This is a genomic window from Pilosibacter sp. YYHA0881, assembly GCF_051602715.1.
GTDB classification, from domain to species: Bacteria; Bacillota; Clostridia; order Lachnospirales; family Lachnospiraceae; genus Alitiscatomonas; species Alitiscatomonas aceti.
On sequence record NZ_CP175657.1, the window covers coordinates 2020980 to 2035689 of the forward strand.

The window sequence follows — 14710 nt, forward strand, 5'->3', positions numbered from 1 at the left end:
CTGTACTTATTATACTGTCTGCTAATAGTATATGCAAGATGTCACTTTCAAAAACGCAAATTTTTTTATTTTTTGAAAGCGGAAACTATGTAAAGGCAACCCGAAGGCTGCCCCAGGCATCAAGCCTATCCTGTTTACACAGGTTCATTATCATCTTCATCGACGGAGCTATCTTCATCGTCGTCCTCAAACTCCGGATCGTACCCATAGTCCTCGTCATCGTCCACATAATCAGCATCTGGGTCAGGCTTTGCCGCTTCCTGTGCCTTCTTCTTTTCCTGGACTTTCTTAAATACGAAGAATCCACCACCACAGGCAAGCACAATCAGAGTAAGAATCGCCGGGAGCATATTTGTGGATTTCGGCTTTTCCTCCGGTGTCGGTTCTGTAATTTCAGGAACTGTTTCAACTACTTCCGGCTTTGTTTCCTCAACCGGCTTGGTGAACTCTGCAACTTCTTCCTCGTCCATCAGCTTGAGCAGGTCGGCTTCATCCACCTGATTCAGAAAATGCACGGTTTCCTCGCCCTTATCATCACGGTCAATGATGATATAGAAGTAGTTTCCGTTTTTGGTTACAGCGGTAATGAACTGCTTTCCGCTTTTCGTAGGCGAGCCAGCGTCATCAACCAAAGTCAGATTGCCGTCGGGAGTAAGCGGTAGCATCGGCTCCTCCGGCTCTGTTTCGGGAACTTTTTCTTCGACCGCAGGTTCTTCAGTCGCTACGCTTTCATCTACATAGGCAAATGCCGTTGTAGAAAACACGCCAAAACACATTGCACACGCCAGCAATGCGGCTCCAATTTTCTTAAATCTCATTCTGCGTTTCCTCCTCATTCATAGTATTGATCGTATCAGGCTTCGGAGCCATATCCGCAGCAAACATACGGAGCAGCTCGGAAAGCTGTTCGGGATTCAGGTTCGCAGCATGAACCATCTCATGGATTTCGGAATTTTCCTCCTCACGGTATCTGCGTTCCAGGTCTTTCACCTTAGCATCCCATTCTGCCCGTTTCTTACGGGCTTTTTCAAGGTCTGCACCTATTCTGTCTAACTTGGCACTCAATCGCCATCCCTCCTTTAGTTTCTGATTCTGCCGAAGCAGTAAAAATGCTGTTGCCAGTAATTCGATTCGATAGAAGCGTAGGAAATGGGGTTTCCGCAGTGGATCATCATACCATTGCCAACATAGATACCAACGTGTGATGCACCGGAGGTATCATAAGTGCCTTGGAAGAAAATCAAATCTCCCGGTTTGGCAGAGCTTTTCGGGATAATGTCGCATACGCCCATCAAACCGTTTGCGGTCAAACGACCAACACTCCAACCGTTTCCGCAGTGATTGATTACATAGGAAACAAATCCGGAGCAGTCAAAGGAGGTAGACGGGCTGCTGCCGCCCCACACATACGGGTATCCCAGATATTTTTCAGCTTCCCGAATCATATTGGCAAATCTTGTGTCTGTCAGCGCTTCGCCCGGAATATCATAATCGGTGTACTCGCCGCCAGGGGTGGCGTAAATGTCATTTCCGAAAATATCCGGTCTGTTGCCCCTTGTCTGAAGCAAAATTCTATATCGCTCCATATCATCTTCCGACAAGCCGGAATTTGAAATCACACTGTTCAAGCCCTTATTTCTGAGCTTCACATTCAGAATATAATATTCGTAATCTTCTTCCTCTGTTGTTGTCTCTCCCGTTTCGGGATCAGTAGAAGATGTTGTTCGTGTACGAATCTCTACTACTTCCGTCAGGGTCAGCTCATATTGTTGCTCAAATAGCCATTGCAGGGTAGCCTGCACCTCATCTCTGGTGTAATCCTCAAACTTCACCGTCAAATACGCCGCCAGCTCATAAGGATTGTGGTTGATTTCATCAAGGTCATACCGGTACTCGTCATATCCGCTATGAGTACGCTCGATATTATTGATTTTATTGCGGAGCGCAGCTTCCAAAGCCTTGTAATCATTGTCCGCACCAATAATATCTTCCTCTTTTGCAGTAAAAGAAGTTCCCAGAATGATCTGTGTGCCGCCTTGGAACATAGCCGAACAAGACGAGAACATCCCTGAGAGTATCATAAAAAGCAGTCCGGCAATCAAAACAAACAGAATCGTTTTAGAGTGTGTGGTGCAGAACTCCGTTACTCTTTCTGTGATGTTCTTGGCTCCCTGAGCTGCTTTGCCCGTTGCCTTGCCTGCACCCTTAGATGCAGAAGCCGTTGTCGAAGCGGTATTCTTACCGGCTTTGGCGGCAGCATATTCTTTCTTGATTGCCCTTTTCTGTTGCCAACGGGAAAAGGGATTGGAACCGGCATCGGGGTTGTCCTTTTTGAACTTCTCATACAGGGCATTTACATTTGCTTTATCTGACTTCTCAACCAGCTTTTCCGCCTTGTCGTAGGCTTTCAGCTTGTGACTGTAAACGGCATGATCGACGGTATAGACAGTGGATTCAACAGCCTTGGTCGTTTCCTGCACAGCCTGAACGCCGATATTATCATCCTCATATTCTGACACCGCCCGATGTGCTTTGGATGTGAGCGTGACTGCGGCACCACGGCTTGCCATGTGCTTTGCCACAGATGGGCGCTCGATTTCCGTAAACTCCGCTTTTTCAAAACGGAGCTTTGCTTTACGGGAACCGGCTGCATCTGTTTCCAGCTTTAGCTTCGGCTTTGCCTTTTTAGAAGCCAATTTGTCTGCCGCTTTTTCAGCCCTATCAACCGCCTTATCTGCACGGTCGGCAGCTTTCTTCACATGAGAATCTGCAAGGTCATCTTCGGTAAAACGGAGTCGTGTAGGTCTTTTCGCCATACATTACGCCTCCTTTTCCTGTGCCACCTCGTTTAACTTCGTGGTCATAATGCGATACAGTTCCAGATCTGTCGGGAATCGGTCAATGAACGGCAGAATCACATTGCCATAGAACAGAAGTCCTTCGCCCTCACCGGAGTTGGTTACATAGGACAGCTGATGCGGCGAAATGTTCAACCGCTGTGCCAGAATACTTCGGTCATCGCTTGCCTGATTCAGCATATAGATGAAATCAGAGTTTTCGAGGATGTTGGCAATCTCCGGGGAACGAAGCAGGTCTTTGACATTCTGAGTAATACCGGTCGGCAAGCCGCCCCATTTACGGAATCGCTTCCAGATTTCTACGGAATAGGTTGCCGTCTGTTCTTCCTTCAGAAGCAGATGGAACTCGTCAATATAATATCTGGTCGATTTACCGGCAGAACGGTTGGCAGTTACACGCCCCCAGACCTGATCCTGAACGATCAGCATACCGATTTTTTTCAGCTGATTGCCCAGCTCCTTAATGTCGAAGCACACCAGACGATTCTGAATATCCACATTGGTTCTGTTGTTAAACAGTTTCAGAGAACCCTTAACATAGATTTCCAAGGCGGTCGCTACATGGTGGGCTTCCTTTTCGTCCTGTTTCAGAAGGGCATCATACAAATCCTCAAGGATCGGCATATTCTCAGGGGCAGGATTGTCGAAATATCTCTGGTAAATCTGATGCACACAACGGTCGATAACCGTCTTTTCGATAGGCTGCAAGCCATCCTTACTGCCCATAATCAACTCACAGAGGGACAGGATAAAATCAGCTTTCAGTGCTACCGGGTTGTCATCCTCAGAGTAGTTCAGGTTGATGTCCATAGGGTTGATATAGTTGGTACTGGAGGAGCTGATTTTTACCACCTGACCATTGAACTTGTGAACCAGAGCCGCATATTCCGCTTCGGGGTCGCAGATGATAATATCGTCATCCGTAACCAGGAACGCATTGGTGATTTCACGCTTTGCGGAAAAGGATTTACCGGAACCGGGAGTACCCAGAATCAGTCCGTTGGGGTTCTTGAGCTTCTTTCTGTCCACCATGATAAGGTTGTTCGACAGAGCATTCAGCCCGTAATAGAGCGTTTCTCCACCATTCTGGAACAGCTCCTGCGTGGTGAAAGGCACAAAAATAGCCGTGGAACTGGTAGTCAGGCCACGACGAATCTCAATCAGGTTTTGTGCCAAAGGCAGGCTGCTCATCAGTCCGGATTCCTGCTGAAAATCCAAACGACGCAGATTGCAGTTATGCTTCTGGGCGATGCTCTGTGCCTGGAACACATTGTTCTCCAGTTCCTGCTCGGTGCGCCCGGTGTTCAGCACCAGAAATGTCACCATGAACATTCGCTCATTCTGGCTCTGCAATTCTTTCAGAAGTGACTTCGCATCTTTACCATAGGTAGCAAGGTCAGATGGGATAATGTCCATGTCATAGCCAGAACGCACAGCCTTTTTCTGTTCCTCGATTTTGGAACGGTCAAGCTCGGTGATGATTCTCTTGATGGTCTTAATCGCCGCAGTCTGGTCAACCGACTGGATGTGCATGGTCACGATCTGCGTGGATTCCATATCCAGAAAATCCGCCAGCATACGATCAGACAGGTCTGATGCCGTAATTGCCAGATAAGACATCGAACCGAAGATACTGCCCATCTGGAAGGTGCGGTTGGTCTTAAAGGCAAACGCCGTCGGAGCAATGAAGTCCTTTACGGACAGCCCGGATTCCACAAGATACTTCCAATCGAAGAAGAACTTATCATTATCACCCATGTGGAACATAGAGTGCATCAGATGCAGCCGCTCTTTGCCGTTCATGGTAGTGGCAATGACACCCAAACGCCGAAAGTTATTGAGCAGATCGTTTTCGATATGGTTGAGTCTCGGCTTTGCCTGCCGCATGGATTCGGCTTCAATGCCGAATGTCAGGTACTTGGTTTTGGTCAAGCCGTTGTTGCCCTGCGCCAACTGCTTTTTCAGCATCTGGCTATACTCGGCACGGACGGGATTGAAGCTGTCCTTCTTGAACGGGATACGGATACTCTTTTCAAAGCTTTCAGCATCGGTACTCAGGTTCATAAAGGAAAGCTCAAAGTGAATGGAGCTGTCAAAGAAATTCAGGAAACTGCACCACTCATCGAAGATGGCAGTCTTATCTTCCTGCTGTGCCAGCTGATAGTTGATGTCCTGAAACTGAATGGTCTTGGTGTAATAACTGTCAGTGACACGGCAGATGCCATCCGGGAACATTCTCTGAAAGGGAATGGACTGCTGTGCAGTCTGCGGAATACCGTTGTCCTTCTTTGCCCGTTCCACAACAGCTTTAATTTCTCGCTGCTGCTTCCGATTCAGATTTGCAGGCATTTTGATGTTTCTTGCCTGTGGCTTCTTTTTGAAAAACAATTCGTTCAACCTCCTTTTCCAGTTTGTACTGACGCATCAAAGCGTCATAATAGTTGTCCGTCTGATAAGGGCGAACCTTGGGACGAACGAATTTGGTCTGAATGAAGTGTTCTACAACCACTTCCAACGGCTGACTATCCTTTTCATACATTGCCAGAAAGAACAACGGTAACATGACGATCATCATGGACAGTGCTGCAAGGCTCACATTTCCGGTTGCTTTGACCAGAAAGAAAATCGGCACTCCGATGAGCGCCGCCGCACCAAAGCAAAGTAACTGCCGTTTCGTCAGATTGAAGAACACTTTTGTTTTTACCCTCGTCAGGTCACGAGGTACGGGAATATACGCTGCCAAACAATTTCCTCCTTCCCTTAGTGAGCGCTGAATACACCCTTCGCAAGCGAACCAGTCTTAAACAGGGTGAAGCACAAAAGGACGGTGTAGCCCATAACACCCCAGATAGAACCGATGATGTCATCACTGAATGCGATAGACTGAATCAGCACCGCATAAATGCCCACGCAGATCATAATCAGGAATCCCTGGAATCCGATTGCAAACAGCGAACGCAGATAATTCTGTCCGATATTGCTCTGTTCTCTGTTTCCAAAAGTGGAAAGCGGAATCGGGGCAAGGCTGACCATCAGATAAATTTCAATCATTCGACCGTAGACGATCACAAAGATGATGATTGCCAAAGCGGACATCGTGACCTGCACGATAAAGGATTGCAGGAACAAGCCGAGCAAAGGACCCAAATCCATTGCCATCAGCGTTTCTTCCATTGTTTCCAATGCCGAAGCATCTATGGCAGTATTTCCGGATATGATACCGGCGCTTGCGTTTATAACGTGCTGTGTCGCATCAAACACAGCCATCGTGATATTGAATGTGTTTGTGATTAACATGACCGCAACAAAAGTCTTGAACACCCATTTGAAGAAGATCCAGGTTTCAAAATTTGCCAGATTGTTGTGGTCAATAATCATCTGAATTAGCTCATAACAGGCAATGAAGGTCAGAATCAAGCCTGCGATTGGGATAATCACTGACTCGGAGATGTTTCGTACCATGGCAAAGACACCCGGCGAAAAATTCGCCGGGGTCATGCCAACGGAGGTTGCTATCTCGCCAACCTGGTTGTTGACGGACTCAAACATCCCCGACAGATTTCCCATAATAGCTGAAACGAGCATTTCTTTCAGCCAGTCTGTGATCTGTTGGAGTATGCTGTCCAAAGGCGATTACCTCCTTGTTTTGTGATTAACCGAACAGTCCGGAGAGCAGAGGTACAAGGGTGGTGCCGATGAGGGCAACACCGCCGCCAGCCATGAGCTGCTTCATGCCCTGGGACTTTGCTCATGTGAGATAAAGAAGTAAAAGAAGTGTAAAAAATTTTGCCGTTCCCTGTCCGGCTGACTGCCGGACGGGTCGGGCTTTAGTCGGGCAATTCTACCTTGCCGACAAAAGAATAATAGATTTCGATTTCCTGTCTGCGGAGCTTCCCCCGGCGTTTCCCGTCCAGTGCTTCCGATTCGTGGATAACGATTTTCTCCACAAACTCCCGTAACAGGGTAGGGGTGAGTTCCTCAAAGCTGGTGTACTTGCGTACCACTTTCATAAACTTTTCAGCGTTCGCCGTGGCTTCCAGCGTCCGTGAAAGCTCGCCCTGCAGAACGGCGGCACGCTCTTTCAGTTCCTTTTGCTCGGCTTCGTAGTCTGCCGAAAGCTCCGTGAAACGCTCGTTCGATATGCGCCCCGCCACACTGTCCTCATACAGCCGCTTGAAGATAGCGGAGAGTTCCGTAATCCGTTTTTCTGCCGCTTCCAGCTCTTTCTTCTTGGCGGCGTTCCGGCGTTTGCTCCCGTCCTCGGTCTGCTCGGTCAAGAGCTTCATAAACCGGGCTTCGTGCTTGGCTGCATAGCTGGTAACTTTCCGCAAATTCTCGGTCACTCCGGCGGTCAAAAGGTCGGTGCGGATAAAGTGCGCCGTACAGTCACGGGTGCGCTTCTTGTAGCTGCCGCATATGTAGCAGTCCTGCCGCCGCTTGTCCGTCTGATACCTCTGCTGATACATGACGCTGCCGCAATCGGCACAAAAGAGTATGCCGGAGAACAAGCCCACTTCATCATAGCGGTTCGGGCGTTTGCGCTGCTTGCGAAGCTCCTGCACACGCTCCCATGTGTCACGGTCTATGATGATTTCGTGGTGGTTCTCGAAAACCGCCTGTTTGTCCTCGCTGTTGTAGATAATCTTGCTGCATTTGTAGGATTGTGTGGTGGTCTTGAAGTTCACAAGGCAGCCCGTGTATTCCCGGTTTTCAAGGATATGCACCACGGTGTTCGCCGCCCACTTGCACTCATAGCCGGGGTGGTAGCGGCGGGTGCTTCCCGTCCGGCGGTATTCCAGTGTTCCCGGCGTGGGGATTTGCTGCTCCGTAAGCATACGGGCTATCTTGGTCGGGCCGTTCCCGGCAAGGCAGAGGCTGTATATCTGCTTCACCACGGGGGCGGCTTCCTCGTCAATGATGAAATTTTCGTCCTCGTCCATGAGGTAGCCGTACACGGGCTTGCTTGTGACAGGCTTCCCGCTCATGCCTTTTGACCTCTTGACTGCTCTAATTTTCTTGCTCGTATCCCTCACCAGCCATTCGTTAAAAATGTTACGCAGAGGGGCAAAATCGTTGTCGCCCTGTGCGCTGTCAACGCCGTCATTGATAGCAATGAAACGGACATTTTTCTGTGGGAAAATCATTTCCGTGTACATTCCCACTTGTAAGTAGTTCCGCCCTAACCTTGACATATCCTTGACTATGACTGTTCCCACAAGCCCCGCTTCAATGTCGGCAAGCATGGACTGGAAGCCGGGTCTTTGGAAATTTGCCCCCGAAAATCCGTCGTCCGTGTACCATTTCAGATTCGTAAAGCCGTTCTGTTTAGCGTAGGATTCAAGAATCCGCTTCTGGTTGGAAATAGAATTGCTCTCGCCTTGCAGCTCGTCCTCATGGGATAATCTCGGATAAAGGGCGGTAATAAGTGTTTGGGTTGTCTGTCTTGACATAATATCCTCCGTTTCCGACAGCCAGCCCACTATTCCGTAGCTCTATTATACCATAGGGCGGGGCTGGCTGTATAGTCCTTTTTGCTTCTTTATGTCGAAAAATATCACGCTTTTTTATTAAGGTTTATAGCATATGGCTTATGGTAGAAAATATCAAATTTTTGTGCTATACTTTAGTTCGTTAGAAAGTGACAAGCTAAATCTACGGGGGGCAACACATGGACGCACAAGTTTTTTGGGATGTTATCGGCAATTACAATAGGCAAACATGGATAATCCAAATTACATTACTCGTTTTTTTACTCATTGCGGTTGCTTTGTCCTATACAAAAAAAATAAAGTGGGCGGCAAAATTCTCGCTTGGAATTATTAACCTCTTTATAGGCATTGGATTTTTCGCTTGGTATGGAACAGAGCCTATTCAGAAATTTTTTGCATTTCCGTTGTATATCACTTGCGGTATTCTGTTCCTATACGAAAGTCTGCATAACAAGGACGATATACTCAAAACACCTACCGCATTTCAGATGTTTCTGCTGGTACTTTATTTGGCGTACCCTTTTGTTTCCATTCTTTTGGGTAATTCTTTCCCGCAAATGGTAACATACATCATGCCTTGCCCCGTAATCAGCATAAGCATGGCGGTTTATGCTGGCTATAAAAGAAAAAACAAGCTACTCCTCGCTTTACTGACCATATGGGGATTGACCGGAATAAAATCAGTAATCTTCAATGCCTATGAAGATATAATTCTATTGATTTGCGGTTTATATGGTATCGTGCTGCTGGCAAATGAAATACGGCAATCAAGCAAGAAATAAACATGGTGTCATTTATTACTATTCCAGCGGTCACGCTCCACGGCATAACCGCTTTTTCATGCCTGGTTTATGCGGTAAAAGGCGGCTTGTGTCCGGCTGCATTCTCGGCTTCCAGCACTTTCATCATCTTGTCGGCGGCGGTGGCGGTAGTGTCCTGTTTGAAGTAGCCGGAAACCACAAGGACGGTGTTCCCCCGGCGTACCTCGGTCACGCAATCCGGGCGGCGGGCGGTAGTGGCGGTGCTTCTGTTGGGGGTGTCGGTCATAGGCTCTCCTTTCTGTTCAGCAGCATTTTAAGGCGTTCCATTTTCGCCTGTGCTTTGGCTTTCCTGAAATTCTCCCCCATAATGCAGACGGGGCAGCACATTTCTGTTAGTCGGTCATAAATGCGGGCGTGGGCGGTGTCCTCCGGGTTCTGCAATTCTTCCAGCGTGAGATTCGTTGTCACGATTAAGGGCTTGCCGCTGCGGTATCGGCTGTCAACCACGTTGTAAACCTGTTCAAGCCCGTATTCCGTGTCACGCTCCATGCCGAAATCGTCAAGGATAAGCAAAGGGAAGCTGCAAAGGCGGGATATGTATTCGTTCCTGTCCTTGTAGCTGGCGGCAAGGTCATTAAGGATAAGGGCAAAGTTCGTCATGCAGACGGAAACCTCTTTCTCCATGAGGGCGTTGGCGATACACCCGGCAAAATAGCTTTTCCCTGTGCCGACACTTCCCCACAAAATCAGCCCGTGGTTCTCTGCTTTCATCAGTTCCCAACACTCCACATATTCACGGGCATAACACATTTGCGGGCATTTCCCGTTGTCGTTCCCGAAAGTCCATTCCCTCATAGCCGGGTCTGTAAATCCCTTTCTTTTCAGCCGTTCCACTTCCTCCCGGTGCTTCTGCTCCCGGTCTGCGGCTTCCAGCATTTCCCGGCGTTTCCGCTGGCAGTCACATTCTTTGGGGTGGCGGTCACGTCCGAAAAGCGTCTTGCCCTCCGGGAAGTAGGCTTCTTTGGGTTTATGGCAGCTCCCGCAATATAAAAGCCCGTCCTCCCCGGTATAGTCCTCCGGCTCTGCTTCCTGTGCCGTGGCAAGCCGGAAAATAGCGTTATCGTAATCACTCATAAAATCGTCCTCCTTGTTCATGTTTTTTTACGCCCTGTTTACGGGGCGTTGTGTCTATGCTGTCAAAGGCTCTCGCCCTCCTTGTAGGAATAATCGGGGATTCCCTTTTTCGGCTTCCCCTTTGCCTTATCATCAGCCGCCCAACGCCGGATAGTGGCGGCATGGTTCTTGTAGTTCTTCCCGCTGGAAGCGATATAGCCGGATAGACGGTCAATGTAATACTCCCATTTGCCGGGAAGCTCCTCTTGCAGCTCCGCAAGCTCTTTTTCTGACAGATAGACGTTTTTGTATCTGCCAAAAGGGGCGGGGGCGGTCTGTCCTGTCTTTATCTCTCCCTCTCTCTTTATCTCTAACTCTATATCTATCTCTTTCTCTATCTCTATCTCTGGTGGACAAATGTCCGCCCCGTCTGGTGGACGTTTGTCCGCCACGGCTTCTGGCAATGCCTTTTGTTCCTGCAAAGCCAGCCTTGCACGGCGTTTCCGCTCCCCCTCGGTAGAGGACTGACCGATTAAGAGTTCTATGTTGCTCATGTACAAAGCCCCGTTCTGCAAGGGTTCTACAAGCCCCAGTTTCATAAAAATCTGCAAAGCCCTTTCCACTGTGCCGACCTGCTGGCGGGTGATGGTGGCTATCATCTGTGCGGTGTAGGGGATATTCTCGGCAAGCTGGAGCTTTCCCCCGTTTTTCAGCGATTTTAGGTACAGCTTCAAGAGAATGTTTGAGTAGAGCATACCGTCCTGCATACTTTCCAGCAGCACGATAGCGTCCTCGTCAAAATAGCTCTCTTTCAGCTTTAGGTAGTAATATTTGCGGTTGTCTGCCATTCGTTCCTCCTTTGGTCTGTTTTGGGCTTCTGTTACGCTTTAGAACGCCGTTTTTGGGGGTAAAGGATATAAATATCGTCTACCCGTTGAGGGCGGTCAAAAAAGCCTTGATTTACGGGGGTTTGGAATATCCTAAAGCGTGACATTTATCCCTCTGTTTCCGCTTGCGCTGTGCGGCTTTGATTCTTTTCATGCGTCCGGCGCAATCCCGGCAGTATTTCCCCCGGTTTGACTTGGGGAGAAAATACCCGCCGCACTCGGTACAGCGTTTCCTGTCTGCCCGGTGGAACAGGGCGGCTTCCAGCCCTTTATCCAGCGGCAGCACGGCGACAGTGAACCAGCGGCAGAGAAGCGAATAGCTGATACTCTGCACACATACGCAAGGCTCGCCGTTATCCAGCACAATGCAGTTGCCGTTATCGTAGTTGCAGCACTCATGCACAAGGCGGCGGGCGGCTCTGTGTTGTTGATAGTCCATGTAGGGGCGTTTACCGTTCATTTTCCCGCCCCTTTCCCCGTTCCGGCTCACGGCGCAAGATTTTGTCAAGATTGCTTTTCACGGTCTGCAATTCCCGGACGTTCTCTTTCTTCTCCCGGTACTCGTTGTAAAGGCTGTTTTTCTCCCTTGTAAGCTGCTCAATCTCTGCTTGTAGGGCTTTGGACGCTGGCAGCTTGGAGATTCCCTGTGTCTTGAAATATCGGGCGGCAGATTCGGAAATGATAAACTCGCTTTCGTGCTGCTCCCGGTAGGCTCTCCGGGCTTTCTCCGTTTTCTGCGCCCGCAATCCGTCACGGGCTGGCTTGGTCTTGATATACGCCAATAGCTGTTTCTGCAAGTCTTTTTTCTCCCGTAAAGTGCTTTCCACGGCTTTCAGTTTCCCGGTGGTTTCATGCAGTTCTGTACTGGCGGCGGCAAGGGCGGCTTCCAGTTCTTCCGGGGAAGTAAAGCCGGATTCCTCGTAAATGCTCACGGTAGCCGCCATTTGCTTCAAGTTGTGCAAGGTCGCCCACTTTTCATAGCCCCGCCCCTTGCCCTCGGCTTTCTTGGCGGCTATGTCTACCATGCACTGTACGCTGTCTTGTTTCGGGGCGGTTATAGCGGCTTTGTTGCGCTGTAAGCGGTCTTTTATGCTGTGGGGGTATTCCTGTCTGGGTAGGGGCTTTTCGGCGGTTCTGGCGGCGTTCTGTGCGTTTTGGGTGAGTGTTTCCAACACGGCGGCACGGTCAAAATCATCACCTAATTTCCGGGCGGTGATGGGCTTCGTCCTGTCCGGCGTGAGATATGACAATCTCCCCCGGCTCTCCTTGACGGTCACGCCCTCCCGGAGCAGCAGAGAGGAAAAGTCGTCAAAAGTGGCAGCGGCGGCAAGGGCTTTCCGTATGGTCTGCCTTAGCTTCTCCTTATCGGTTTCAAACTTGGTCTGTTTGGGCGGCTCTCCTGTGGCGGCTTGGGAAGCGTTCTCTTTATCCAGTGCGGCTTGTCCTTTCCGCTTCGCCCAATACTCACGCTCGGTAATGCGGTTCTTGCTCCCGTTCAGCAAGTCAATCTGATAGAGGTTTTCCCGGTGGCACATCTCCATGACTTCCGCTTTGAAGTATTCCATAGCTGCGTCTGTACAGCGGTGCTTGCAGCCCTCCCTTGTGTCGGCTGGTCTTTCCATGTAGGGCAATAGCGGCACTTCCTCAATCCGCAAGCTGTTTATGACGATATGCACATGAATATTGCCGCTGTGGTTATGCCCGTCCGGGTGAGTACAAACAAGGGCTTGGTGTCCGGGAAAATGTTCTTTACAAAACTGCTCGCCTAACTGCTGCGCCCGGTCTACGGTCAAGCCGTTGTCGGGTGCGTCACGGGGGTCAAAGCTGATAATGTAATGGTGGCTCTTTACGTCCTCACGTTTTTGGTTCTTGCCGTATTTGAGATTGGAGCGCATACAGGCTATTGCAAAATCTTCCTCACCGCAATTCAGAGAGGAAATGCGGTAATCGTCACGGAGAACAAGCCGCCCGTTTCCGTCCAGTGTGGGCTTCATGGTAAACTCGTCATGCTCAAAGGTTAGGTACTGTTCAGCCGCCCCATAGTCGGCATTTTTAGAGCTGATATGTTTGAATGTTGCCAACGGCTTCACCTACTTTCTGCAAGACTTCAAACTTCAAGGCGGCAAGCTCCGCTGTGGCGGCTCGTACCTCTTGGGAGAGGGCGTTATAGGGTGTGCCGTACTCGTTCAGACAGCGGGCAATCTGGTTCAAGTTGCCGCCGATTTTCCCGTACTCGGCTGTGAGTTTCCCAACGGCAGAGAGCAGTTCATCATTGACCGGGGAAACGGTAATGACGGGGCTTATGCTTGACTTGATAAGGGCTTGCCTGATAAACTCGGCTTGGCTCATTTTACAGAGGGTGACACGCTCGGAAAACTCGGCATATTCTTCCTCGGTCAAGCGTGTCTTGATTACCCGGTGGCGGTGGGGCGTGTTGTATCTTTTCATGGCTGTGAACCTCCTTTCGTGGGTGGATTTTTTCAAGCGGCGCAAGCCGCAAAAAGGCGGGCTTGGGGTGGCAACCCCAACAAGATTCCCATAGGACAAAATGAGCCGATAGGCGAAATTTGGTACTGTGGTAGAATCTTGCTCTAAGAAAGTGGCGGCTTCCTCTGTGTGGGCTTTTGCTGATACCTCCGGCGGGCGGGGCGTGGATTCTGCCAGCTATGCGGCGTATTTCTCCCCTTACTACCTACAACACCACACAAAGCAAAAATGACGGAGATTTCCGAAAATTTCTCCATTTTCCTTTCATTCCCTACACCACCAGAAAACCGAAAACTGCCAAAAATGGGCGTGTTCTGTTTCTCCTTTCGTGGGGCAATACGGCGCTTTTTCAAAACGCCGAACATAAACGCAAAAAAAACAGGAAATCTTTTCTTGATTTCCTGTCTTGATATGCCGTTATGTATGTATGGCTACTATTAAATTTTTAGCTGGCTAAAATTCTATAAATTTGAAGTTATCTTTTTCTATCGCTTAAAATTTTCTCATTGAATCTATCAAGAAATTCTTTGGAATTGACCCATGTAAGGCTCCCATCCTCATTTGTGAAATCATAACCAGACAATTCATATAATGCAGTTGCACAAATATATTCATACATTCCCGCATTCGGACTTTTGTAGATAATCCAATATAACGGCTTCATAGCCGACTCACCCATATTCAACACTTCATTATATTGTTGACTGTCAAATACCCTTGTCCAACCTTCAGTTATCACTATTTCTGGATTTTCCCGCTCTGCTTCAACTTCTTCTTCAACTAATGCTCGAAGTTTTGTAGCAACTGCTTCTAATACTTCTGCATCTAAATTTTCCAAATAAAGTTCCTCATTAACTCCATCCTCTGTAATTTCAAGCCAACTCAAAGAATCTGTTTCAATAATTTCCTGCGATTCAACATGTTGATTTTTAGTTTCTTCTACATGTTGAGTTGTATCAGCGGAAATATCTTCAACATCTTTATGGTTACATGATGTTATGAGGAATAAAAAAATTATAATACCAATCATTGAAGTAATCTTTTTCATGAATGTTTTCCTCCAATAAATTGCGATTTGTTGTCGCTTTATTATATATCCATTTTTTAAAAAATGG

General features: G+C 48.6%; 15 protein-coding genes and 1 pseudogene. 1 reads left to right on the forward strand and 15 read right to left on the reverse strand.

All coding sequences use genetic code 11. From position 1 onward, the window contains the following. Positions 1 to 134 precede the first annotated feature (134 nt). From ACI6NM_RS09300 to ACI6NM_RS09335, 8 genes and pseudogenes are all read right to left on the reverse strand, one after another. On the reverse strand, positions 135 to 818 hold the full coding sequence (locus ACI6NM_RS09300) for a DUF4366 domain-containing protein (RefSeq protein ID WP_002578950.1): 684 nt from the start codon (positions 816 to 818) through the stop codon (positions 135 to 137). Beyond that, on the reverse strand, positions 808 to 1065 hold the full coding sequence (locus tag ACI6NM_RS09305) for a DUF4315 family protein (RefSeq protein ID WP_002304378.1): 258 nt from the start codon (positions 1063 to 1065) through the stop codon (positions 808 to 810). The genes ACI6NM_RS09300 and ACI6NM_RS09305 overlap by 11 nt, the downstream gene beginning before the upstream one ends. 14 nt (positions 1066 to 1079) lie before the next feature. Next, positions 1080 to 2816, reverse strand: a complete 1737-nt coding sequence (locus ACI6NM_RS09310) for a C40 family peptidase (RefSeq protein WP_002304377.1) — start codon at positions 2814 to 2816, stop codon at positions 1080 to 1082. Between the two features lie 3 nt (positions 2817 to 2819). Then, a complete protein-coding gene (locus ACI6NM_RS09315; RefSeq protein WP_002588967.1) occupies positions 2820 to 5207 on the reverse strand; it encodes a VirB4-like conjugal transfer ATPase, CD1110 family in 2388 nt (795 codons plus the stop codon). Next, positions 5167 to 5601, reverse strand: a complete 435-nt coding sequence (locus tag ACI6NM_RS09320) for a PrgI family protein (RefSeq protein WP_002304375.1) — start codon at positions 5599 to 5601, stop codon at positions 5167 to 5169. Before ACI6NM_RS09320 ends, ACI6NM_RS09315 begins: the two co-directional genes overlap by 41 nt. Before the next feature lie 17 nt (positions 5602 to 5618). After that, complete coding sequence (locus ACI6NM_RS09325) at positions 5619 to 6485, reverse strand: VirB6/TrbL-like conjugal transfer protein, CD1112 family (RefSeq protein WP_438500855.1); 867 nt, start codon at positions 6483 to 6485, stop codon at positions 5619 to 5621. A 25-nt stretch (positions 6486 to 6510) separates the two neighbouring features. Continuing rightward, positions 6511 to 6606 (reverse strand): annotated as a pseudogene (locus ACI6NM_RS09330) (Maff2 family mobile element protein); the annotation flags it as partial. A 79-nt stretch (positions 6607 to 6685) separates the two neighbouring features. Continuing rightward, a complete protein-coding gene (locus tag ACI6NM_RS09335; RefSeq protein ID WP_117578204.1) occupies positions 6686 to 8308 on the reverse strand; it encodes a recombinase family protein in 1623 nt (540 codons plus the stop codon). 218 nt (positions 8309 to 8526) lie between these two features. Between ACI6NM_RS09335 and ACI6NM_RS09340 the strand changes: the two genes are divergently transcribed. Continuing rightward, on the forward strand, positions 8527 to 9129 hold the full coding sequence (locus ACI6NM_RS09340; RefSeq protein WP_117578202.1) for a DUF6064 family protein: 603 nt from the start codon (positions 8527 to 8529) through the stop codon (positions 9127 to 9129). Positions 9130 to 9196: 67 nt separating this feature from the next. Here the strand turns inward: ACI6NM_RS09340 and ACI6NM_RS09345 are convergent, their stop codons facing one another. From ACI6NM_RS09345 to ACI6NM_RS09375, 7 genes are all read right to left on the reverse strand, one after another. Continuing rightward, positions 9197 to 9394 (reverse strand): transposon-encoded TnpW family protein, encoded by a 198-nt coding sequence (locus tag ACI6NM_RS09345; protein WP_117578200.1) that lies wholly within the window; start codon positions 9392 to 9394, stop codon positions 9197 to 9199. Next, positions 9391 to 10242 carry an ATP-binding protein gene (locus ACI6NM_RS09350; RefSeq protein WP_117578198.1) on the reverse strand — a complete coding sequence of 284 codons (852 nt, stop codon included), beginning with the start codon at positions 10240 to 10242 and terminating at the stop codon, positions 9391 to 9393. The genes ACI6NM_RS09345 and ACI6NM_RS09350 overlap by 4 nt, the downstream gene beginning before the upstream one ends. Before the next feature lie 62 nt (positions 10243 to 10304). Then, positions 10305 to 11069, reverse strand: a complete 765-nt coding sequence (locus ACI6NM_RS09355; RefSeq protein ID WP_117578196.1) for a phage replisome organizer N-terminal domain-containing protein — start codon at positions 11067 to 11069, stop codon at positions 10305 to 10307. Positions 11070 to 11181: 112 nt separating this feature from the next. Next, complete coding sequence (locus tag ACI6NM_RS09360) at positions 11182 to 11568, reverse strand: cysteine-rich VLP domain-containing protein (protein WP_117578194.1); 387 nt, start codon at positions 11566 to 11568, stop codon at positions 11182 to 11184. Beyond that, the gene (locus ACI6NM_RS09365) at positions 11558 to 13189 is read right to left on the reverse strand and encodes a relaxase/mobilization nuclease domain-containing protein (protein WP_117578192.1); all 1632 of its coding nucleotides are present in this window, start codon (positions 13187 to 13189) and stop codon (positions 11558 to 11560) included. The genes ACI6NM_RS09360 and ACI6NM_RS09365 overlap by 11 nt, the downstream gene beginning before the upstream one ends. Further along, a complete protein-coding gene (locus ACI6NM_RS09370) occupies positions 13161 to 13556 on the reverse strand; it encodes a plasmid mobilization protein (RefSeq protein ID WP_117578190.1) in 396 nt (131 codons plus the stop codon). Before ACI6NM_RS09370 ends, ACI6NM_RS09365 begins: the two co-directional genes overlap by 29 nt. Before the next feature lie 514 nt (positions 13557 to 14070). Further along, positions 14071 to 14643, reverse strand: coding sequence for a hypothetical protein (locus ACI6NM_RS09375; RefSeq protein WP_117578185.1), 573 nt, complete (start codon positions 14641 to 14643; stop codon positions 14071 to 14073). Between the last annotated feature and the right edge of the window lie 67 nt (positions 14644 to 14710).